Source organism: Chitiniphilus purpureus, from assembly GCF_025642115.1.
Classification (GTDB): Bacteria; Pseudomonadota; Gammaproteobacteria; order Burkholderiales; family Chitinibacteraceae; genus Chitiniphilus; species Chitiniphilus purpureus.
On sequence record NZ_CP106753.1, the window covers coordinates 877,248 to 897,721 of the forward strand.

19 protein-coding genes, 1 tRNA gene and 1 riboswitch are annotated in these 20,474 nt (G+C 64.9%); of the genes, 12 read left to right on the forward strand and 8 right to left on the reverse strand.

All coding sequences use genetic code 11. From position 1 onward, the window contains the following. Positions 1-58 precede the first annotated feature (58 nt). Positions 59-694: a YSC84-related protein gene (locus N8I74_RS03795; protein WP_263125593.1), complete on the reverse strand. Its 636-nt coding sequence runs from the start codon at positions 692-694 to the stop codon at positions 59-61. 167 nt (positions 695-861) lie between these two features. Continuing rightward, a riboswitch (S-adenosyl-L-homocysteine riboswitch) is annotated at positions 862-953 on the forward strand. Between the two features lie 67 nt (positions 954-1,020). Here N8I74_RS03795 and ahcY point away from each other — a divergent pair. Beyond that, the gene (gene ahcY / locus N8I74_RS03800) at positions 1,021-2,439 is read left to right on the forward strand and encodes an adenosylhomocysteinase (RefSeq protein ID WP_263125594.1); all 1,419 of its coding nucleotides are present in this window, start codon (positions 1,021-1,023) and stop codon (positions 2,437-2,439) included. Positions 2,440-2,508: 69 nt separating this feature from the next. After that, positions 2,509-3,372 (forward strand): methylenetetrahydrofolate reductase [NAD(P)H], encoded by an 864-nt coding sequence (gene metF, locus N8I74_RS03805; protein WP_263125595.1) that lies wholly within the window; start codon positions 2,509-2,511, stop codon positions 3,370-3,372. Between the two features lie 176 nt (positions 3,373-3,548). On the opposite strand, the gene yihA is transcribed toward metF, so the two are convergent. Beyond that, entirely contained in the window at positions 3,549-4,163 is a 615-nt protein-coding gene (gene yihA, locus N8I74_RS03810; RefSeq protein ID WP_263125596.1) for a ribosome biogenesis GTP-binding protein YihA/YsxC, read from the reverse strand. Positions 4,164-4,265: 102 nt separating this feature from the next. Between yihA and N8I74_RS03815 the strand changes: the two genes are divergently transcribed. The 4 genes from N8I74_RS03815 to N8I74_RS03830 all read left to right on the forward strand — a co-directional run bounded on the left by N8I74_RS03815 (position 4,266) and on the right by N8I74_RS03830 (position 8,950). Then, positions 4,266-4,877, forward strand: a complete 612-nt coding sequence (locus tag N8I74_RS03815; protein ID WP_263125597.1) for a c-type cytochrome — start codon at positions 4,266-4,268, stop codon at positions 4,875-4,877. An 88-nt stretch (positions 4,878-4,965) separates the two neighbouring features. Continuing rightward, positions 4,966-7,023 (forward strand): cytochrome c biogenesis protein ResB, encoded by a 2,058-nt coding sequence (locus tag N8I74_RS03820; RefSeq protein WP_263125598.1) that lies wholly within the window; start codon positions 4,966-4,968, stop codon positions 7,021-7,023. After that, on the forward strand, positions 7,010-8,311 hold the full coding sequence (ccsB, locus tag N8I74_RS03825; protein WP_263125599.1) for a c-type cytochrome biogenesis protein CcsB: 1,302 nt from the start codon (positions 7,010-7,012) through the stop codon (positions 8,309-8,311). The genes N8I74_RS03820 and ccsB overlap by 14 nt, the downstream gene beginning before the upstream one ends. A gap of 156 nt (positions 8,312-8,467) precedes the next feature. Beyond that, entirely contained in the window at positions 8,468-8,950 is a 483-nt protein-coding gene (locus N8I74_RS03830; protein WP_263125600.1) for a hypothetical protein, read from the forward strand. 71 nt (positions 8,951-9,021) lie between these two features. On the opposite strand, the gene N8I74_RS03835 is transcribed toward N8I74_RS03830, so the two are convergent. The 6 genes from N8I74_RS03835 to N8I74_RS03860 all read right to left on the reverse strand — a co-directional run bounded on the left by N8I74_RS03835 (position 9,022) and on the right by N8I74_RS03860 (position 14,012). After that, positions 9,022-9,606, reverse strand: a complete 585-nt coding sequence (locus tag N8I74_RS03835) for a 50S ribosomal protein L25/general stress protein Ctc (RefSeq protein WP_263125601.1) — start codon at positions 9,604-9,606, stop codon at positions 9,022-9,024. Between the two features lie 112 nt (positions 9,607-9,718). After that, positions 9,719-10,669 (reverse strand): ribose-phosphate pyrophosphokinase, encoded by a 951-nt coding sequence (locus N8I74_RS03840; RefSeq protein ID WP_263125602.1) that lies wholly within the window; start codon positions 10,667-10,669, stop codon positions 9,719-9,721. A gap of 61 nt (positions 10,670-10,730) precedes the next feature. Next, positions 10,731-10,807: transfer RNA gene (locus N8I74_RS03845), tRNA-Gln, on the reverse strand. Between the two features lie 15 nt (positions 10,808-10,822). Continuing rightward, on the reverse strand, positions 10,823-11,677 hold the full coding sequence (gene ispE, locus N8I74_RS03850; protein ID WP_263125603.1) for a 4-(cytidine 5'-diphospho)-2-C-methyl-D-erythritol kinase: 855 nt from the start codon (positions 11,675-11,677) through the stop codon (positions 10,823-10,825). Then, positions 11,674-12,234: a lipoprotein insertase outer membrane protein LolB gene (lolB, locus tag N8I74_RS03855; RefSeq protein ID WP_263125604.1), complete on the reverse strand. Its 561-nt coding sequence runs from the start codon at positions 12,232-12,234 to the stop codon at positions 11,674-11,676. The genes ispE and lolB overlap by 4 nt, the downstream gene beginning before the upstream one ends. Beyond that, on the reverse strand, positions 12,231-14,012 hold the full coding sequence (locus tag N8I74_RS03860) for a tetratricopeptide repeat protein (RefSeq protein ID WP_263125605.1): 1,782 nt from the start codon (positions 14,010-14,012) through the stop codon (positions 12,231-12,233). The genes lolB and N8I74_RS03860 overlap by 4 nt, the downstream gene beginning before the upstream one ends. Positions 14,013-14,140: 128 nt before the next feature. On the opposite strand from N8I74_RS03860, the gene mutM reads away from it, so the two are divergent. The 6 genes from mutM (at position 14,141) to N8I74_RS03890 (ending at position 20,359) form a co-directional block, all read left to right on the forward strand. Further along, positions 14,141-14,956 (forward strand): bifunctional DNA-formamidopyrimidine glycosylase/DNA-(apurinic or apyrimidinic site) lyase, encoded by an 816-nt coding sequence (mutM, locus tag N8I74_RS03865; protein WP_263125606.1) that lies wholly within the window; start codon positions 14,141-14,143, stop codon positions 14,954-14,956. A 71-nt stretch (positions 14,957-15,027) separates the two neighbouring features. Then, positions 15,028-17,037, forward strand: a complete 2,010-nt coding sequence (locus N8I74_RS03870) for a dynamin family protein (protein WP_263125607.1) — start codon at positions 15,028-15,030, stop codon at positions 17,035-17,037. A 102-nt stretch (positions 17,038-17,139) separates the two neighbouring features. After that, positions 17,140-18,021, forward strand: coding sequence for a lipase family protein (locus N8I74_RS03875; RefSeq protein ID WP_263125608.1), 882 nt, complete (start codon positions 17,140-17,142; stop codon positions 18,019-18,021). A gap of 177 nt (positions 18,022-18,198) precedes the next feature. Further along, the gene (locus N8I74_RS03880; protein WP_263125609.1) at positions 18,199-18,531 is read left to right on the forward strand and encodes a 2Fe-2S iron-sulfur cluster-binding protein; all 333 of its coding nucleotides are present in this window, start codon (positions 18,199-18,201) and stop codon (positions 18,529-18,531) included. A gap of 86 nt (positions 18,532-18,617) precedes the next feature. Next, positions 18,618-19,622 carry a sulfate ABC transporter substrate-binding protein gene (locus N8I74_RS03885; protein WP_263125610.1) on the forward strand — a complete coding sequence of 335 codons (1,005 nt, stop codon included), beginning with the start codon at positions 18,618-18,620 and terminating at the stop codon, positions 19,620-19,622. 98 nt (positions 19,623-19,720) lie between these two features. Then, positions 19,721-20,359 carry a peroxiredoxin gene (locus N8I74_RS03890; RefSeq protein WP_263125611.1) on the forward strand — a complete coding sequence of 213 codons (639 nt, stop codon included), beginning with the start codon at positions 19,721-19,723 and terminating at the stop codon, positions 20,357-20,359. The last annotated feature ends 115 nt before the right edge of the window (positions 20,360-20,474 follow it).

The window sequence follows — 20,474 nt, forward strand, 5'->3', positions numbered from 1 at the left end:
GCCTGCCACCCAAAACAAAACCCGGCCGGGGCCGGGTTGGCGGGAGGGGGACGGGGCGTCATTTGCCCTGGTTGAGTTCCTTGTCCCGGAAGTACTTGCTGCCCGCCACGGTGACCTCGGCGGTCAGACCGTGCTCGGTGAACTGGTAGGCATAGACCTTGGGGGCGATCAGCGCGGCGCCGGCAATGGCGCCGCCGGTGTCGCCCGCCTTGGCCGCTGCCGTGCCCTGGCCCTCGAACACCCAGCCCTTGTTCACGAACTTGTCGTAGGTGGCCTTGTCGGTGAACACCAGCACCAGCCGGGAGTTCTTGGCACCCAGCCCGAGACCGGCCTTGGCCTGCGCCACGCCCATGAAGGTCTCCTTGCCGCCGCTCACCGCCACGCCTTCGCCGCCGCCGGCGCCCAGGAACAGCACCTGCACGCTGCCGGTGTTGAACACCGCGTAGCCTGCCGCCTTCTGGATCTGTTCCTTCGCCTGCGGATGCTTGCCGTAGATCTCGTTCAGCGATTCCCGTGCCATGGCACGGATTGCCGCGCGCCGCTCGGCGGGCGACTTCTTGTTCTGGTTGGCCTGCTGCGCGTTGGTCTTGGTGTCGCCGTCGGCCTGCTCGGGCGCGGTCTCGCCGGTGGCATGGACCGGCATGCCGAGGATCAACGCCAGCGTGCCGGCGGCCATCAGTGCTTTGGTGAACATGGTGCATCTCTCCTATGGGTCCCGATACCCGTCTAACTTAATCCGGCATGCCAGAAGCCGCTGTAGGACAGCGCAGCACAACACTGTCAGCGGGAGGCGCAAAGCAGGGCCGGCCGTTCGCGCCATCGGGCTCGGCAACCGGCGGCGCTTTGGTTATCATCCGGTTTCAGTCCGAGGAGCGTTGCGAGGCGGCATGGCCCCCCAGGCTTGGACTGATCCGGCTGCGGCGTTCGCCGCGGCACAACGACGCTCACCTGATCAACCCGTGCCGGGCACGGGGCGCACAGGTGGGTAGCGCCCTTCCCGGCCACACATGGAGCATTGCCGTGGCCGACTTCAACGACTGCAACGATTTCAACGATTTCAACGTTGCCGATCTCTCCCTTGCCGCCTGGGGCCGCAAAGAACTCAATATCGCCGAGACCGAGATGCCGGGCCTGATGGCCGTGCGCGACGAATACGCCGCGCGGCAGCCCCTGAAGGGCGCCCGGATCGCCGGCAGCCTGCATATGACCATCCAGACCGGCGTACTGATCGAAACGCTGATTGCCCTCGGTGCCGAGGTGCGCTGGGCGTCGTGCAACATCTTCTCTACCCAGGACCATGCCGCTGCCGCCATCGCCGCCGCCGGCATCCCCGTGTTCGCCTACAAGGGTGAATCGCTGGAGGAGTACTGGCAGTTCACCCACCGTATCTTCGAATGGGGCGACGGGCAGTACGCCAACATGATCCTGGACGATGGCGGCGATGCCACCTTGCTGCTGCATCTGGGCGCGCGCGCCGAGCAGGACCGCTCGGTGCTCGGCGATCCGGCCAATGAAGAAGAGACCGTGCTGTATGCCGCGATCAAGGCGCAGCTGGCCAAGGACCCGACCTGGTATTCCACCCGGCTGTCCAGGATCCTGGGCGTGACCGAGGAGACCACCACCGGCGTGCACCGCCTTTATCAGATGCACGAGCAGGGCAAGCTTGCGTTCCCGGCGATCAACGTCAACGACTCGGTCACCAAGAGCAAGTTCGACAATCTGTACGGCTGCCGCGAATCGCTGGTCGATGGCATCAAACGCGCCACCGACGTGATGATCGCCGGCAAGATCGCCGTGGTGCTGGGCTACGGCGATGTGGGCAAGGGCTGCGCGCAAAGCCTGCGCGGCCTTGGCGCCACAGTGTGGGTGACCGAGATCGACCCGATCTGCGCACTGCAGGCCGCCATGGAAGGCTACCGCGTGGTGACGATGGACGACGTGGCCGGCCAGGGCGACATCTTCGTCACCACCACCGGCAACGTCTCGGTGATCACGCATGAGCACATGAAGGCGATGCGGCACAACGCCATCGTCTGCAACATCGGCCACTTCGACAGCGAGATCGAGGTGGCGAGCCTGCGCCAGTATCAATGGGACAACATCAAGCCGCAGGTGGACCACATCGTGTTCCCGGACGGCAAGCGCATCATCCTGCTGGCCGAAGGGCGGCTGGTGAACCTCGGCTGCGCCACCGGCCACCCGAGCTTCGTGATGTCCAATTCGTTCGCCAATCAGACGCTGGCGCAGATCGAGCTCTTCAGCAAGCGCGACCAGTACCCGATCGGCGTCTACGTGCTGCCCAAGGAGCTCGACGAAATGGTCGCCCGCCTGCACCTGAAGAAGATCGGCGCCAGGCTGACCACGCTGACCGATCAGCAGGCCGCGTATATCGGCGTGCCCAAGAACGGCCCGTACAAGCCGGCCCACTACCGTTATTGATCCGGGCGGCGCGGCGCGGGGTGACGAGCCACTCCCGTGCCGTACCTGGCTCGGATCGGGATGCAACGAATGACGACACCTGACACCTCACACCTGGCGCCGCAGGCGCGCGCCCATATCAGCTTCGAGTTCTTCCCGCCCAAGACGCAGGAAGGCGTGGAAAAGCTGCGCAGCACGCGGCAGGCGCTGGCGCAGTTCAAACCCGAATTCTTTTCGGTGACCTTCGGTGCGGGCGGCACCACGCAGGAAGGCACGCGCACCGCGGTGCTGGAGATCCGGCACGATGGCTTCGACGCAGCGCCGCACCTGTCGTGCATCGGCTCGACCCGCGAAGCCATTGCCGCGCTGCTGGCCGACTACCGGGAACACGGCATCCGCCGCATCGTCGCGCTGCGCGGCGACATCCCATCCGGCATGGTCGATGTCGGCGAATTCCGCTACGCCAACGAGCTGGTCGCCTTCATCCGGCAGCAGCATGGCGACTGGTTCCGCATCGAAGTGGCCGCCTACCCGGAATACCATCCGCAGGCGGCAAGCGCCGAGGCCGATCTGCGCAACTTCGTGGCCAAGGTCAACGCCGGTGCCGATGCCGCGATCACACAGTACTTCTTCAACCCCGACGCGTACTTCCGTTTCGTCGACGAGGTACGCGCACGCGGCGTCACTGTCCCGATCTATCCGGGCATCATGCCGATCCAGAATTTCAGCCAGCTCTCGCGCTTCTCGGAAATGTGCGGCGCCGAGATCCCGCGCTGGCTCAGGCTGCGCCTGGCCTCGTTTGGCGACGACGCGGCGGCCATCCGTGCCTATGGGCTCGACGTGGTCACCGAACTGTGCGACCGGCTGCTGGCCGGCGGCGCACCGGGCCTGCACTTCTACACGCTGAATGCATCGGGCGCGGTCGCGACCGTCTGCCGAAGGCTGGGGTTGTAGCGGCGCGGTGCTGTCACGCCCGCTGGAAAAAAAGAAACCCCGGTCCAAGGGGAGAATGACCGGGGTATAACAGCCCCGGCATGCTGCCGAGGCACCCGCTCAGGGAGGAAAAGCGGGAGGTGCAGGGGCGCACCTGACTATTAAGATAGGAATCGGATAAGAAAGTTCAAGCCAGTCTATAGGCCGCCTGTCGACTGGTATTCAACGGCAGAAAACCAGCCGCCCACGATCTCCTCGATGGTCTCCACGCCCTGCTTCTTGAGGCTGGAGAACAATTGCACGGTGATCAGCGAATCCTCCTCGAATTCCTTTTCCACCGCACGTAGTGCTGCCGTCTGCGCCTGTCGGCTCAACTTATCCGCCTTGGTCAAAAGACAGTGCACCGGCTTGCCAGTCGGTCTAAACCAGTCGAGCATATTGCGGTCCCGCTCGGTCAGGGGACGCCGGGCGTCCATGATCAAGACCAGCCCGATCAGGTTCTGCCGCGTCATCAGGTACTGCCCGAGCAGCTTTTCCCAGTGCGCACGCACGGCGGCCGGCACTTCGGCATAGCCGTAGCCGGGCAGATCGACCAGCCGTCGGTCGCCGCCGAAATCAAAGTAGTTGATGTGCTGGGTGCGCCCCGGCGTCTTGGAGACGAAGGCAAGGCGGGTGTGATCCGCCAAGGTATTGATCGCACTGGACTTTCCAGCATTGGAGCGTCCGGCGAAAGCCACTTCCAGTCCTTCTTGCGGCAATTGCCGCAAGTCGTTGACGGTGGTGAGAAACTTCAGGCCGCGAAACAGGGACATGGTGTGTGGTTAGCTAAAAAGTCTTCGTATAGAATACCAGGATTTGATCGTAAGCCGGCCGACCGACAAGGCCGATATAGCATCGCAAGAGGGAGCAAACTTATGCGCAATGCGCCTGTGGTCGCAACGCTTGCAGCGCTGGTGATGATCAGCCCGACCGTCTTTGCCGCGAACAAGGCCGATCCGGCAAGGGGCAAGCAGATCGTCGAGCAATACTGTGCGGCCTGTCATGGCGCCGATGGCAACAGCGTCGCCTCGGCCAATCCCAGCCTCGCCGGTCAGCACCCCGAGTACATCTACAAGCAGTTGGTCGAATTCAAGAGCCAGGCCCGCAAGAGCCCGGTGATGAACCCGATTGCCGCGCAGATGGGGCCCGACGACATGCGCAATGTCGCCGCCCACTTCTCCAAGCAGACGGCCAAGGCCAAGGGTGCTTCCGACAAGGCCCTGATCGAGGCCGGTCGCAAGATCTACCGCGGTGGCATCGCGGCCAAGGGTGTACCTGCCTGTATGGCCTGCCATAGCCCCAACGGCGTCGGGATCCCGGCCCAGTATCCACGGGTGGGTGGGCAGCACGCCGCCTATACCGAGGCGCAGCTCAAGGCCTTCCGTTCCGGTGAGCGCGCCAACAATCCGGTGATGTCGCAAGTGTCGGCCAAGCTGTCCGATCAGGAGATCAAGGCGGTGTCCGAGTACATCCAGGCACTGCACTGACCGTTCACCACACTGATATACGGGCCTGCCGCGGAACCATTCGGGGCAGCTTGGCACCAAGGGGCGGCAACGCCCCTTTTGCACTGGTATGACCCAAAAACGCCTCTCACACGTCCCGTTCGGCCGCGCGTTGTTCGATCTGTTCTCGTCAATGCGTTTTGCCGTCGGGCTGCTCACCGTGCTCGCCATTGCTTCCGTGATCGGCACGGTACTCAAGCAGAACGAGCCTTACGTCAATTACCGCATCGAATTCGGCGAATTCTGGTTCCGTTTTTTCGAGCCGCTTGGCCTCTTCGATGTCTACCACGCCGGCTGGTTCTTGCTGATCCTGGTCTTCCTGGTGCTGTCGGTGTCGCTGTGCATCTGGCGGCATCTGCCGGGCATGCTGCGCGATATCCGGCATTTCCGGGAGCATGCCAGTCTCAATTCGCTGCGGCTGATGGGGCATCACGCCGAGGTGGATGGCGAGACCGACCTTGAGCGGGCGTCGGCGGCACTCAAGGAAGCTGGATTCCGCTTCCGGCTGCGCGAGACGGACGGTGTCAGGCTGCTGGCGGCAAAAAAGGGTGTGGGGCAGCGGTTGGGCTATTTCTTTGCCCATGCCGCCATTGTGGTGATCTGTGTCGGTGGTCTGCTCGATGGCAATCTGCCGTTGAAGCTGCGGGAGCTGACCGGCAGCAAAGTGCCCGAGACGCGCGACGTGCCGCAAAGCCAGGTGCCGGCGCACAGCCGCCTTGGCGCCGACAATCTTGCGTTTCGCGGCAATGTCACCATCCCGGAAGACGCCACTGCCGACGTGATCTTCCTCAACGCCGGCCAGGGTTACTTTGTCCAGGAGCTGCCGTTCGCGCTGCGTCTGAAGCAGTTTCATGTCGAGCACTACAGTACCGGGCAACCCAAGCGTTTCGCCTCGGACGTGGAGGTGCTCGATCGTGCTTCCGGCAAGGTGCTCAAAAGCGCGACCGTGGAAGTGAACAAGCCGCTGATCCACGATGGCGTGGCCATCTATCAGGCCAGCTTCGGCGACGGTGGCTCGCCCCTGACCTTCAATGCGTGGCCATTGGGTGAGGGTGCAAGCCCGCACCGCCTCGACGCGCGTTCGCAATCCAGCCAGGTGCTGACCGCCGGTGCGCAGCGCTACACGCTCGAGCTGGGCGATCTGCGGGTGTTCAATATCGAGAACATGGGGCGCACGCAATCACAGACCTCGACCGTGGCGGTCAGCCGCTTCGAGCAGGCCCTTGCGGCGGTGCAGTCGGTCAAGCCCGAGCACAACCTGCGCAACCTCGGACCCTCGGTGCAGTTCAAGCTGCGCGACCAGGGTGGCCAGGCAGTGGAATACCTCAATTATCTCGCCCCTTTCTCCGAGAACAATGCGCTCTACCTGCTCAGCGGCATGCGGCGCGAGCTCTCGGCCGATTTCGCGTTCGTGCGCATCCCGCTGGATGCCGCCGCCAGCCCCGAAACATTCATGCGGCTGCGCGCCGTGTTGCTGGACCCGGCCGCCTATCCCGAGATCGCCCGGCGTACCGCGGGCAAGGCGTTCCAGGAAGGCGGTTTCTCGGCCGGTCGGCGCGAGCAGTTCCAGGCGGTCACGCTCAACCTGCTTGCCCAGTTCGGTGGCGGCGGCTTTCCTGCGCTGGACCGCTTCCTGCAGCAGGCCAAGGTGCCCGAGGACCAGCGCCAGAGCGTGACCCAGACCTATTTGAAGATCCTGCAGGGCGCGGCCGTCGATGCGCTGGACCTTGCACAGGAACGCGCCGGTCTGCCACGCCTGGAGATGGATGCGGCCCGCTTCCGTTTCCTGATCGATGGCCTGGTTGCGACCAGCGCCCTGTTCGACTACGGCGCGCCCGTCTATCTGCAGCCCACCGGATTCGAGGAGATCCAGGCAAGCGGCTTCCAAATCGCCCGCGCGCCGGGGCAGTCCATTGTCTATCTGGGATGCCTGCTGCTGGTGATCGGCATCTACTGCATGTTCTATCTGCGCGAGGAACGCCTCTGGCTGCGTGTCGGCAACGGCCGCACCTTGCTGGCAATGACCGCCAGCCGGCACGACAGTGAGCTGGATCGCGCTTTTGCCCGGATGCGGGCCGCGTTGTTGCCCGACCCCTCCCACGAGGATCCACCCGATGCACGCACTTAGTCTTCGCAAGCGCCCCCTTGACTTCGTATTTGCCCTGCTGGTGCTGCTGGCCGGTCTGTTCGCACTCGGACGCTACCGCGAATTCATGGATTACTACGAGCAGGGCATCCTGCTCAGCACCATCGCCGGCCTGATCTGGTTCGGCTGGTTCTGGCCGGCCATGCGTCTCTTCATCCCGTTGTGCGGCGCCATCGCACTCGTCGGCATCGGGCTGTATCAGGGCGACCTTGCGCGGGCGGGCAGTGTGTTCGGGCTCAAGTACGCGTTGTCGAGCCAATCGGCAGTGATGTGGATGTGCGTGTTGTTCTTCCTGGCAACCGGTCTCTATTGGCTGGGCACGCTGCGCCGCTCGGCGTCGACGCTGTCCATCGCCTCCAGCCTGACCTGGGCCGCGGCGGCTGCTGCACTGGTCTCCAAGCTCGTGCGCTGGTACGAGAGCTACCTGATCGGGCAGGACGTGGGCCATATCCCGGTATCGAATCTGTACGAAGTCTTCGTGCTGTTCTGCCTGATCACCGCCCTGATGTATCTGTATTACGAGGCCAAGTTCCAGGCCCGTACCATGGGGGCCTTCGTGCTGCTGGTGATCTCGGCGGCGGTGGCCTTCATCCTGTGGTACAGCTTCGACCGGCAGGCGCACGAGATCCAGCCGCTGATCCCGGCGTTGCAATCGTGGTGGATGAAGATCCACGTGCCGGCCAACTTCGTCGGCTACGGCGCATTCGCGCTGGCAGCCATGCTGGGCGTGGCCTGGCTGCTGGCAGTGCCGGCGCCGGCACTGTCCCGGCAGGCCAGGCTGATGCTGTATCCGTTTGCCGGCGTGCTGCTGGTGGCAGGCACGGCGTTCCAGCTGAACGCGGCCACGTGGTTTCCCAGCCTCGGCTCCGGGGTCGGCCTCGTCAGCATGTTCATCTTCTCCGCGGCCGGCATGGCGTTGCTGACGTTGAACCGTGGAGCCATGCAGGCCTACCTGCCCAAGCCGGCCACGCTTGACGAAGTGGCGTACAAGGCCATCGCAGTCGGCTTTCTGTTCTTCACCATTGCCACCATCCTCGGCGCACTCTGGGCGGCCGAGGCGTGGGGTGGCTACTGGAGCTGGGACCCCAAGGAGACCTGGGCGCTGATCGTCTGGCTCAACTACGCGGCGTGGCTGCACGTGCGGCTGATCAAGGGCTGGCGTGGCGACGTACTGGCGTGGTGGTCGGTGGTCGGGTTGCTGGTCACCACGTTTGCCTTCATCGGGGTGAACATGTTTCTTTCCGGACTTCATTCTTACGGAAATCTTTAATAAATTCGTTGTTATTTGACCGAAATCAAGCGTGTTTCGACCGTTTGTCGGTTTGTACGGTGTTTTTTGGTCATTTAATGTAAGAAAATATGGAAAAGATCGGGCCTGTCCTCCTAAAGTAACGATATTCCTGTCGCTGGGAATGAGGAGGGTGAAATGGGTACCGTCTACTACAAGACCGAGTTGGGCCAGCAGGAACTGGTTGCGCGCAGCGGCCAGGTACCGCCCAAGGCGCGGCAGCTGTTGATCATGATCGATGGACACCGCAGTTTCGAGGACCTTGCCGCGCTGATGCCTGGCGCAGGCGATGTGCTCAGGATGCTGGAGCAGCTCAAGCTGATTGCGCCGCAAGGCGCGGAAAGCACGCCTGCGGCGGTCGTGCATGGCCTGTATGACCAGCTTCCCCCGCCCAGGCGCCTGTTGCTGGTCAGACAGATCGTGCTGCAGGTGGCGGGCGAGTTTCTCGGCAAGGGTTGGGAGTCCAAGCTGGACGAGCGCTTTGCCGCGCTGCGGGACGGCCCCGGGCTCGAAGCCCTGGTGGAGGACTGGCTCACGGCGCTGCGCCGCTCCGGACACCGGGGCGCGGCCGACGCGGGGCAGCGTGCCGTTGCCGGTGCATTGAAGCGCGCCGGGCACTGAGCAACAACTGCGTGACCATACAAAAAGCCGGCCAATGGCCGGCTTTTTGTATGCCTGTGTGGCGGAACCGCTTACTCGGCGGTGGCCTTGGCGCCGTTCAGATTGGCCACTGCCAGATTCTCGCCGCGCACCAGCGACATCAGCTCGACGCCTTCGGGCAGCTTCAGATCGGACAGGTGGACCGAACCGTGGGTGGCATCCAGGTTGCCCAGGTCCACTTCGATGAAGTCGGGCAGCTTGGTGGCCACGCAGCGCACCAGCACCTCGTTCAGGATGTGGCTGATCGAGCCGCCTTGCAGCTTCACGCCCGGTGCGAGATCGCCGTTGACGAAGTGCAGCGGTACCTTCAGTTCGACCTTGGTGTTGTCGTCCACGCGCTGGAAGTCCACGTGCAGCACCAGTTGACGGAACGGGTGGTACTGCACATTGCGCACCAGCACCTGTTCGGTTTCGCTGCCCACGGTCAGCTTGACGAGGGCGGTGTGGAACGCTTCTTCCTGCAGCTGGTAGTACATGCTGTTGTGGTCGAGCACGATCGCCTTGGGCTCCTTGTTGCCGCCGTAGACGATGCCAGGCAGCTGGCCCGCTTTGCGCAGGCGGCGGCTCGCACCAGTGCCCTGCAATTCGCGAGCTTGAGCAGAAATTTCGTAAGTCATGATGTTGATTCCAGTCTGAATGAACACACGCCAACCGCGACCAGATGGCGCGCGATTTGGAGGACGATTCCTCCAAACAACAAGGCGCGGCCTACTGGCCGCGCCACAATGCCTAGTCGACGAACAGTGAGGACACCGACTCTTCGTTGTTGATGCGCCGCATTGTCTCCGCCAGCAGGCCGGCGATGGAGACCACGCGGATGCGATCGGAAAGCAGGGCCGCCTCGGACAGCGGGATGGTGTCGGTCACCACCACCTCGTCTAGGTCCGATTGCAGGATGCGTTCGACGGCCGCGCCGGAGAATACCGGATGGGTCGCATAAGCGATCACCCGTTTGGCGCCGTGTTGCTTCAATGCCGCGGCGGCCTTGCACAGCGTGTTGGCGGTGTCGATCATGTCGTCGATGATGACGCAGCTGCGATCGGCCACATCGCCGATGATATGCATCACCTCGGCCACGTTTGCCTTGGGGCGGCGCTTGTCGATGATGGCCATGTCGACATTCAGCTGCTTGGCCATTGCGCGCGCGCGCAACACGCCGCCGACGTCGGGGCTCACCACCATCAGATTGTCATGCTGCTGCGCGCGGATGTCGGCCAGCAGCACCGGGGTGGAATAGATGTTGTCCACCGGGATGTCGAAAAAGCCCTGGATCTGGTCGGCATGCACATCCACGGTCAGTACCCGGTCGACTCCGGCCACCTGCAGCATGTTGGCCACCACCTTGGCCGAGATCGGCACACGGGCCGACCGGGGGCGGCGATCCTGCCGCGCATAGCCAAAATAGGGAATCGCTGCGGTGATGCGGCCGGCCGACGCGCGCTTGAGCGCATCGACCATCAGCATCACTTCCATGATGTTGTCGTTGGTCGGCACGCAGGTCGATTGCAATACGAATACATCACGGCCGCGTACGTTTTCCAGCAGCTCGACGGTCACCTCGCCGTCGGAGAACCGCCCGACGGCAGCACGGCCCAGCGAGATGTCCAGATGATTGACGACACTGTCGGCAAGCTTGGGATTGGCATTGCCGGTGAACACCATGAGGCTTTCGTAAGCCATTTCCGAACCCTGAAAAAACGAAAAGCGTGTAACGGGTGTACACGCTTTTCTACTTGCATACTGGCAGGGGAGGAAGGATTCGAACCCTCGAATGTCGGAATCAAAATCCGATGCCTTAACCAACTTGGCGACTCCCCTAACGAACTTGGCTGACTAGCTTGCAAATTCGTGCAACGGGTGCTGATCGAGTGTGGCTGCTTTGAAGGCGGCCATCCCGTCAGGAAGCCGAGATAGTACACAGTCGATTTCGGTTTGTGAAGCGGAAAATGAAAATAGGCAGGCGCCGGAGCCGGTCATGCGGGCAGGCGCAATCCGGGCCAGCGCATCGCGCGCAGCCGCCACCTGCGGGAACAGCGCGCAGGCCACAGGCTCCAGGTCGTTGCGCGTGGTGGCGTAGTCGATCGCTGTTGGCCGTATCGGTGGCGTGGCACGTTGCAGTTGCGGGGCTGCGAAGATGGCCGGTGTCGGCACATGCACCGGCGGATGGACGATCGCGAACCAGCCGGACTGGGTATCCACCGGGGTCATCCGCTCGCCGATGCCTTCGACGAAGGCATTCCTGCCGAAGATGAAGAACGGCACATCCGCGCCCAGCGCCAGGCCCAGCTTCATCAATCGCCCGCGCGGCAGCGCCAGCCCCCATAACCGGTTGAGCGCCAGCAGCACAGTGGCGGCATCGGAGCTGCCGCCGCCCAGCCCGCCGCCCATGGGCACGCGCTTGTCCAGCGCGAGATCGACGCCCAGCGTGCAGCCGGTCTCCCGCTGCAGCAGCCGGGCTGCGCGCACCGTAAGGTCCGCTTCGGCGGCCACGCCGGGCAAGGGATTGTGGTGCACCACGGCACCGTCGGCGCGTACCCGCATATGCACGGTGTCGGCCAGATCGATGAGCTGGAACACCGATTGCAGCAGGTGATAGCCGTCCGTGCGGCGACCGACGATATGCAGGAACAGATTGAGCTTGGCCGGCGCCGCGAACGCGTGCCAGTCGGGCGAAGGGAATGGTGTCATGGCCACGCGGTGACGGCGATGCGTACTTCGAAATCGTCCCGTTTGAGGACCAGCCGGCGCGGGTAGGGCGCCGCATCGTACAGCGAGACCTGCCAGCCCGCCTGTTCAAGCCGCCGGCTGCCCGGTGTTTCGCCCGGCAGCTCCGTCGCCGCGGGTTGCGGGGCCGATGCGCCCTCGATCCACCAGCGCAGCTGCGCCACTGGCAGCGTCAGTCCGGTCAGCTCCGCCAGCAGTGCGTCGGCGTCTGGCGCGCTGGCGCTGCGGCCATCGGCCAGCCGCAGCGTCGCCTCGGCCGGGGTCACCTGCAGCCGCGCCTGGGTGTCACCCAGAGGGCTGCCCAGTTCGACAGTGACCTGCTCGCCGCTGCGGCGCCAGCGGAAATGCACGTTCTCGTTGACTGAGCGCCCGGCCAGCTCGCCGCGTGCCGCAAGGCGCCCGTCGGCCGCGAAATCGACCCGGGCGGCAAGTGGGGAGGGTGCGGGCACCGTGGTGCAACCGGCCAGCAGCAAGGCCGCCAGCGCCGTGAGGCGCGGCTTGAGTCGCGTTGTGACCGTCACGGATGCAGACCCAGGCGCTTGCCGGTGTCAAGCAGGACCTCATTGCTCGCATCGCGGGCCAATGCCTTTTGCAGCACCTCACGCGCCTGCTGCCGGCGTCCCATTTGCCAGAGCACCTCGGCCCAGTGTGCGGCGATCTCCGGGTCGGGCAGTTGCGCGTGCACCTTGGACAGCAGCTGTTCCGCCTCTTCGAGCCGCCCCTGCTTGAAGCGCAGCCATGCGAGGCTGTCGAGGATGACCGGGTTCTCCGGCTCCAGCGCGATCGCCTGCTCAATATAGCGTGCGGCTTCGTCGACCCGGTCGGTACGGTTGACGAGGGTGTAGCCCAGCGCGTTGAGCCCCATGGCGTTTTCCGGCTTGAGCGCGAGATAGCGGCGCAGGTCCGCCTCGGATTCGGCGTAGTTGCCGTTCAGGTCGGAGATCAGCGAGCGGTCGTACAGCAGATCGGGGTGCTCCGGAAACCGCTTGAGCGCTTCGGTGAGCACGGTGTACGCACGTGGAAGGTTGCCGGCCTCGCGCCACAGCTGGGCCTCCAGTTGCGCCTTTTCCACCTGCGCCTCACGCGTCTGTGCCGGCATCCTGCCGACCACCGCGCGCGCCTCGTCCAGCTGGCCGAGTTTCACGTACACACTGGCGAGGCGCCGCTGCGCTGCGGACTGCAGCTCGCCGTCGGTCTGCGCGTACCAGCGCGCGGCTTCTTCGTAATGCCGCAATTCCTCGGCAACCTGCCCCAGATAGAAACGCAGATTGGCAGTGTGGTTGGGCGCGCGCGCCACGGCGGAGGCAAGGCGGCTGTTGGCTTTTTCATATTCACGCAGTTCGATCGCCACAAGCCCGGATCCCACCAGGGCCTCCAGATCCGCCGGCTGCAACGCAAGCGCCGTCTCGTAGCTGAGGCTGGCGTCGCGGTAACGCTTGGCTTCGGCATAGAGCCGCCCCAGTGCATTGTGGATCGCCACGGACTTGGGGGCTTGCCGGGCCGCCTGCTCAAGCTGCGCGATCCGTTGCGGCAGCGGTGCGTCGTTCAGGAGCTGCGCGCGGTAGAGCAGGCTCGTTTCCCAGCCTGGGCGCAGTGCTTCGGCCTGGTTGAGCTCGCGCTGCGCCTCGGCCTGCTGGCCGGCGTTGGCATGGGCCACTGCCAGCGCGAAATGCGCCTCGGGCAGCTGCGGGTGCGCGGCGGCGAGTTCCTGGGTGAGCTTGAGCGCAGCGGCGCGGTCGGTCTGCTTGTCCCACAGGCGGTGCATCTGAGCCAGGAATGGCGCCGTCTCCTGCGGTCGTGCCTTGAACAGCGCCTCGATATGGGGTTTGGCCTCGGAGAGCCGGTTGGCGCGGATCAAGAGGCTGAGCATCACCTGGCGCGCGTCGACCGAGCCGGGATCGGCGCTCACCCAGCTTTGGGCCGCTTCGATCGCCTGGTTGAGCTGCCCTGCGGCGATCGCCACTTCGGTGGCCCGCTTGGCCACGCGTGGGTCGGCACTGTGCTGCCTCAGTTCGGTCCAGGCTTGCGAGGCGAGCGCCATCTCGCCGCGCTGCAATGCGATATCGCCGACCAGGAAACGCAGCAGCAGGTCGACGGTGAGCGCCTGCTTCGGGTAGTCCGGTTCCGGAGCCTCGATGACACTTGCCACAGCGGCGGCGGGTTCGCTTGCCGCTGCAGCCGGTTCACTGGCCGCCGTGGGTGCTGCCGCCGGCCGGGCCGGCGTGGCACAGCCGCCGACCGCGGCGGCCAGCGCCGCGCTCAACAATGCAGACAAGCACGCGCGAGGGGAGAGGGACATGGCACAATCCGCAGGTTGCGAGCGCCCGGCCAAGGCATCGGATGCCTTGGCCGGGCGAGTGTGAATGGACAGGGCCATCTTAAGGGAATTCCCGCCCGCCCGTCCAAAACGCGGGAATGGACCTCGAAATGCCCGAACTGCCCGAAGTCGAAACCACCCGCCGCGGTATTGCACCGCATATCGAGGGCAGCCGTGTGCTCGACGTGATCGTGCGCGAGCGCCGGCTGCGTTGGCCGGTGCCCGAGGCGTTGCCCGGGTTGCTGGCGGGGCGCCCCATCATCGGACTGAGCCGGCGCGCCAAATATCTGCTGTTCCATTTCGAGCACGGTACGCTGATCGTGCATCTGGGCATGAGCGGCACGCTGCGGGTGCTGACCGAGGCGTTCCCGGCCGAGAAGCACGACCATATCGACCTGGTGCTCGATAACGGCCGCCGGCTGCGCTACCGCGACCCGCGCCGTTTCGGCGCGATGCTCTGGCATACCGGCGCACCTGCGGCGCATCCGCTGCTGCGCGCGCTCGGCCCCGAGCCGCTGTCGCCCGCCTTCGACGCCGACCATCTCATTGGCGCGTTCGCCCGTCGGCACGCACCCATCAAGCAGGTGGTGATGGATAACCACGTGGTCGTCGGAGTCGGTAATATCTATGCATCCGAATCGCTGTTCCGTGCGCGCATCGACCCGCGCCGGCCAGCCGATACGCTGAACCGGGCCGAGATCGGGCGCTTGGTGGAGGCGATCCGCGAGACGCTGACCGCGGCCATCTCGGCGGGGGGCACCACCTTGCGCGATTTCGTCGACAGCGACGGGCGCTCGGGCTATTTTCTGCTGCAGTGTTATGCCTATGGCCGGGCTGGGGAGCCTTGCCGGGTATGCGGCACGTCGATCGCCCAGTTGCGCCAGGGCCAGCGTGCGACTTTCCACTGCCCGGACTGCCAGCATTGACAGGCAGCCGGTGACGGCGACATAACGACAAGATGGGCACGCGGCGCGCGCCCGCACTCAGGGAGCTGGCAATGATGGACTATCTGCATCTTGACGCGTTGGCCGTCAACGATCCCTTGGGCAGCGACCGGCTCGCCGGGGACTTCCAGGCCTACAGCGCCTGGCGCGGCCAGCTTTCGCAAAGCGTGTCGCAATTGGGGCGCTGGCTCTCCGAGCAGGACCTGGGTGATGCGCAGACGCAGCTGCGGGTGCAGACCCTGCTGGACAAGCTCAAGGACGACAAGCTCAACATCGCTTTCGTCGCCGAGTTCTCGCGCGGCAAATCCGAACTGATCAATGCCATCTTCTTTGCCCATTATGGGCAGCGCGTGCTGCCGTCGTCGGCCGGCCGCACCACGATGTGCCCGACCGAGCTGTTCTACGATCCGCAGCGCCCGCCATCGATCCAGCTGCTGCCGATCGAGACGCGCCGGCAGAACGTGACCACCAGCGAATACCGCCGCTATCCCGAGGAGTGGCACACGCTGCCCCTGGAAATCAGCAATGCCGGCAGCCTGTTGGACGCATTCCGGCAGGTGGGCCGCACCAAGCGCGTGCCGGTGGCCGAGGCGCGCGACTACGGGCTCTTCAACGACGAGGACCCGGACCAGAAGATGACGGTCGCCGACGACCTGACCATCGAAATCCCGGCCTGGCGCCATGCGCTGATCAATTTCCCGCATCCGCTGCTCGAACAGGGCCTCGTGATCCTGGATACGCCGGGGCTGAATGCCATCGGTACCGAGCCGGAACTGACGTTGAACCTGCTGCCCAATGCCCACGCGGTGTTGTTCATCCTGGCCGCCGACACCGGCGTGACCAAGAGCGACATCGAAGTGTGGCGCAACCACGTGGGCCGTGTGCAGGGCGGCGCCCGCGGGCGCCTGGTGGTGCTCAACAAGATCGACGGCCTGTGGGACGACCTCAAGAGCGACGGCGAGATCCGTGCCGAGATCGACCGCCAGGTCGAGACCACCGCGCATCTGCTGAGCGTGCCGCGCGCCCAGGTGTACCCGGTATCGGCGCAGAAGGCGCTGGTGGCCAAGGTGCATCAGGATGCCGCGCTGCTGGAGCGCTCGCAGCTCAACCGGCTGGAGACGGCACTGTCGCAGGAGCTGCTGCCGGCCAAGCAGGACATCGTGCGCGACAGCACGGTGACCGAGGTCGAGGACATCGTCGGCGCCACCCGCAGCATCCTTGCCACCCGCCGCGGCGGGCTGTCCGAGCAACTGGACGAGCTGACCAAGCTGCGCGGCAAGAACCAGGACGTGGTCGCGCAGATGATGGAGAAGGTCCAGGCCGACAAGAAGCACTTCGAGCAAGGATTGGTGCGCTTCCAGGCGCTGCGCAGCGTATTCAGCCAGCAGACCAATCAGCTGCTCACGCTCCTGGGCATGGATGCGCTCAAGGCCGAGATCGCGCGCATCCGCGGCGAGATGGAGCGTTCGCTGTTCTCGTTCGGCGAAGGGGGCCTCAGGGCCATCATGGACCGCTTCTTCAAGGACGTGAACGGCAACATCAGCAAGTCGGCCGAGCAGGTGGCCGAAATCCAGGCGATGATGGCCGCGATGTACCGCAAGTTCAGCGAGGAGCATGGCCTGGGGCAGGTGACGCCGCCGCCGTTCTCCACCCTCAAGTACCACAAGGAGCTGGCGCGGTTGGAGAAGTCGTTCCGTGAGCACTTCAACACCATCGGCAATCTCCTGACCACCAGCCAGGGCAGGCTGACCGCCAAGTTCTTCGAAACCGTGGCCAGCCGTGTGGTGTATGTGTTCGAAGTGGCCAACCGCGACGTGGACAACTGGCTCAAGGCCGTGATGGCGCCGATGGAGACGCAGGTGCGCGAACACCAGCTGCAGCTGCGCCGCCGGCTGGAAAGCATCAAGCGCATCCACAAGGCCACCGACACGCTGGAAGACCGCATCGTCGAGCTGGAGGACATGGACCGGCAGCTGCAGCATCAGCTGGCCGAGCTGGATGCCAACCTGCGTCAGTTCTACACGGTGCTCAACAGCGAGTTCGGCCACCAGGCCGCGGCCTGACGCCCGGCGGCCGCCGCAAGGCGGCCCGGGCTTGGCGCCGCTGTGCCCCCGTCTATGCTGGGCGCATCGGCGGTCGCCAGCCCGCCAGTCCAGGAGCCCGTCATGCCCGCAACCCCCTCGCTCGACTGCCGCCTGCTGTCCGCCTGCGTGGTGAGCTATGCCATCGGCAGCGGCAGCCCGCTCAACAGCAGGCAGCCGGCCTACGATACCGTTGGCTTCATCGATACCCCCGATACCTTTCAGGCCGGGCTGGATGCAATCGATGCATGCCTTGTCGGCAGCACCGCGGATGCGGTGGTGCTGGCGTTCCGCGGCACCTTGCCGCCGGATCTCGAGAACATCCAGGACCTGCTCGACTGGATGAACGACCTGGATGCGATGCCGATCCAGGTGGCCGGCATGCCCGGCGCGGTCCATCAGGGCTTCTGGGGCGCCATCGATGCGTTGTGGCCGCAGCTGCTGCCGGCGGTGAAGACCCGGCTGGCGGGCGGCAAGCCGCTCTACGTGACCGGGCACAGCAAGGGTGGTGCGATGGCGCATCTGGCGGGCATGCGGTTGCTGCAGCTCGAAGGCATCGCCCCGGCCAATGTGGTGAGCTTTGCCGGTGCGCGTCCTGGCGATGCGGTGTTCGCCCATGCCTATGGTCAGGTCCTGCCCGGGGCCCTGCGCTACGAGTACGCCGACGACATCGTGCCGCATCTGCCGCCGACACGCCCGTTCATCGAGCTGCTGAGCGCGCTGCCCATCGTCGGCAGGTATTTCCGTCCGCTCGATTCCTGGGACTACGCCTCGGCAGGCGTGCTGCGCTTCATCGACTGGCACGGCGCCATCGTCGGCGATTCGCCGCTGCTCGAAGCACAGCGGCTGATGCACCTGTCCGCATTGATCGTCGAAGGCAGGTTCGACCAGATCGCGCATGACCACATGGCCGACTGCGGCGGCGGCTATATGACCTATGTCTGTCCCGGTGTCTGCGGCGCCTGAGGCCGGTTGGCACCGAGGGCGCGCAAGGCGGCTGTATCGGTGGCCCGGTGTTGTTGCTCCGTCGGTCACGGGGACACGCCCTGCCAGCGGGGCGGGGCAAGCACAGGCCGGGCCGGCCCGATGCAGCCAGGGCCATGGCGATGCCGGAGCGAGCCGGCGCCGTGTCTGGGGCGGTCCATGCCGGTGCTGACGTTCATGGTGGATCAGCAGCTGGTGCTGCAGACCGAGGTGCCACAGGCGACGCGGCTGATCGACGTGATACGCCACAACGCCGGCGTTTTCGTGCCTGCGCTGCCGTGGCGTTGCGGCCAGGGCAGCTGCGGCGCCTGCGTGGTGTTCATCGCGCCCGATGCCAGCCAAGCCCTGCCGTGTCCGCGGCTGGAGCAGGCGGTGCTGGCGCGGCGCGGCCTGGACCCGGTGGCTTCATCCGCCACGCTGCCGCATGTTCCCCGGCTGGCCTGCCATATCCAGGTGGCATCGGATTTGACCATTTATATCCATAAAGAATAAAAAACCAATAAAAAAATATTTCTAGATATAAAACAACCTTGCCACACTGCGCCCTACGCCTATTCCAAACACAGGGAGCCACGCAGATGTCCTACCGCCACCTAGCCGCCGCCGTCACTTTCGCCTTCGCTGCCAGCGGCAGTTGGGCCGCCTCGGTCGAGCTGCTCAATGTCTCGTATGATCCGACCCGCGAGCTGTACCAGGATTACAACAAGGCATTCGCCAGCCACTGGAAGAAAAAGACCGGGGACGATGTGACCGTGCGGCAGTCGCATGGCGGCTCGGGCAAGCAGGCGCGTTCGGTGCTCGATGGCCTGCAGGCCGACGTGGTCACACTGGCGCTGGCGTACGACATCGACGAGCTTGCCCAAAAGGGCAAGCTGCTCAAGCCCAACTGGCAGAAAGCCTTCCCCGACAACGCCTCGCCCTACACCTCGACCATCGTGTTCCTGGTGCGCAAGGGCAACCCCAAGCGCATCAAGGACTGGGCCGATCTGGTGCGGTCGGACGTGAAGGTGATCACGCCCAATCCCAAGACCTCCGGTGGCGCCCGCTGGAACTATCTGGCGGCGTGGGGCTGGGCCAAGAAGCAATACGGTACTGACGCCAAGGCCCGTGATTTCGTCGCCCGCCTGTTCAAGAACGTGCCCATCCTCGACAGCGGCGCGCGTGGCTCGACCGTGACCTTCACCGAGCGTGGCCAGGGCGATGTGCTTCTGGCATGGGAGAACGAAGCGGTGTTGTCGATCCGCGAGTTCGGCGCCGACAAGTACGAGATCGTCGCGCCCAGCCTGTCGATCAAGGCCGAGCCGCCGGTGGCGGTGGTGGACAAGGTGGTCGACAAGAAGGGCACGCGCAAGGTGGCCGAGGCCTACCTGCAGTACCTGTATTTGCCCGAAGGCCAGGAGATCGCCGCGAAGAACTACTACCGGCCGAGCGACAAGACGGTGTACGCCAAGTACGCCAAGCAGTTCCCTAGCGTGAAGCTGTTCGACATCGACCAGGAATTCGGTGGCTGGGCGCACGCGCAGAAGACCCACTTCGTCGACGGCGCGGTGTTCGACCAGATCCAGGCGGCCAACGCCAGGTAAGGCATCGGCTGCGCGACCCGCCCGCCCGATCCGGACTGTCCGCCGGCCGGCACAATCGCCGGCCGGCCCATTGCTTGCACCCCTTCAGGAGCATCACCATGACCTTGCGCTTGGGCGACACCGCCCCCGACTTCACCCAGCAATCGTCCACAGGCGAGATCCGGTTCCACGAATGGGCCGGCGATCACTGGGTGGTGCTGTTCTCGCACCCGGCCGACTTCACCCCGGTGTGCACCACCGAGCTGGGCTATACCGCCAGGCTCACGGATGAATTCGCCCGGCGCAACGTCAAGGTACTGGCGGTCAGCGTCGATCCGGTCGAGTCGCATCACCGGTGGATCGAGGATATCAACGAGACGCAGCGCACCCGCGTCAACTTCCCCATCCTGGCCGATGCCGACCGCAAGGTGGCCACGCTGTACGACATGATCCACCCGAACGCGCTGGCCAATCTCACCGTGCGTACGGTGTTCGTGATCGACCCGGCCAAGAAGATCCGCCTGACGCTGACCTATCCGGCGAGCACCGGCCGCAATTTCAACGAGATCCTGCGCGTGATCGATTCGCTGCAGCTGACCGACCACCACAAGGTCGCCACTCCGGCCAACTGGGAGCAGGGCGACGAGGTGGTGATCGTGCCGTCGTTGACCGACGAGGCCGAGATCGCGCAGCGCTTTCCGAAGGGCTATCGCGCCTTGCGGCCCTACCTGCGGCTGACGCCGCAACCGGACCGGTAAAGCGCCCGGCACCACAGCGGCAGGCCGATTGCGGCATCCCCCCGGCAGAGCCGGGGGCGGATTGCCCGAGGCATGCCAGGGCAACGGTGCTTCGTGGACAGACGCCATTCACCCG

Bases quoted from the DNA above. Each gene is read 5' to 3' on its own strand.
- N8I74_RS03820 (WP_263125598.1), top strand. From the start codon at position 4,966: ATGACCCAAAAACGCCTCTCACACGTCCCGTTCGGCCGCGCGTTGTTC.
- ispE (WP_263125603.1), bottom strand. From the start codon at position 11,677: ATGACACCATTCCCTTCGCCCGACTGGCACGCGTTCGCGGCGCCGGCC.
- N8I74_RS03830 (WP_263125600.1), top strand. From the start codon at position 8,468: ATGGGTACCGTCTACTACAAGACCGAGTTGGGCCAGCAGGAACTGGTT.
- N8I74_RS03880 (WP_263125609.1), top strand. From the start codon at position 18,199: ATGCCGGTGCTGACGTTCATGGTGGATCAGCAGCTGGTGCTGCAGACC.
- N8I74_RS03885 (WP_263125610.1), top strand. From the start codon at position 18,618: ATGTCCTACCGCCACCTAGCCGCCGCCGTCACTTTCGCCTTCGCTGCC.
- mutM (WP_263125606.1), top strand. From the start codon at position 14,141: ATGCCCGAACTGCCCGAAGTCGAAACCACCCGCCGCGGTATTGCACCG.
- N8I74_RS03815 (WP_263125597.1), top strand. From the start codon at position 4,266: ATGCGCAATGCGCCTGTGGTCGCAACGCTTGCAGCGCTGGTGATGATC.
- yihA (WP_263125596.1), bottom strand. From the start codon at position 4,163: ATGTCCCTGTTTCGCGGCCTGAAGTTTCTCACCACCGTCAACGACTTG.
- N8I74_RS03890 (WP_263125611.1), top strand. From the start codon at position 19,721: ATGACCTTGCGCTTGGGCGACACCGCCCCCGACTTCACCCAGCAATCG.
- N8I74_RS03860 (WP_263125605.1), bottom strand. From the start codon at position 14,012: ATGTCCCTCTCCCCTCGCGCGTGCTTGTCTGCATTGTTGAGCGCGGCG.
- N8I74_RS03840 (WP_263125602.1), bottom strand. From the start codon at position 10,669: ATGGCTTACGAAAGCCTCATGGTGTTCACCGGCAATGCCAATCCCAAG.
- N8I74_RS03870 (WP_263125607.1), top strand. From the start codon at position 15,028: ATGATGGACTATCTGCATCTTGACGCGTTGGCCGTCAACGATCCCTTG.
- N8I74_RS03875 (WP_263125608.1), top strand. From the start codon at position 17,140: ATGCCCGCAACCCCCTCGCTCGACTGCCGCCTGCTGTCCGCCTGCGTG.
- metF (WP_263125595.1), top strand. From the start codon at position 2,509: ATGACGACACCTGACACCTCACACCTGGCGCCGCAGGCGCGCGCCCAT.
- N8I74_RS03835 (WP_263125601.1), bottom strand. From the start codon at position 9,606: ATGACTTACGAAATTTCTGCTCAAGCTCGCGAATTGCAGGGCACTGGT.
- N8I74_RS03795 (WP_263125593.1), bottom strand. From the start codon at position 694: ATGTTCACCAAAGCACTGATGGCCGCCGGCACGCTGGCGTTGATCCTC.
- ccsB (WP_263125599.1), top strand. From the start codon at position 7,010: ATGCACGCACTTAGTCTTCGCAAGCGCCCCCTTGACTTCGTATTTGCC.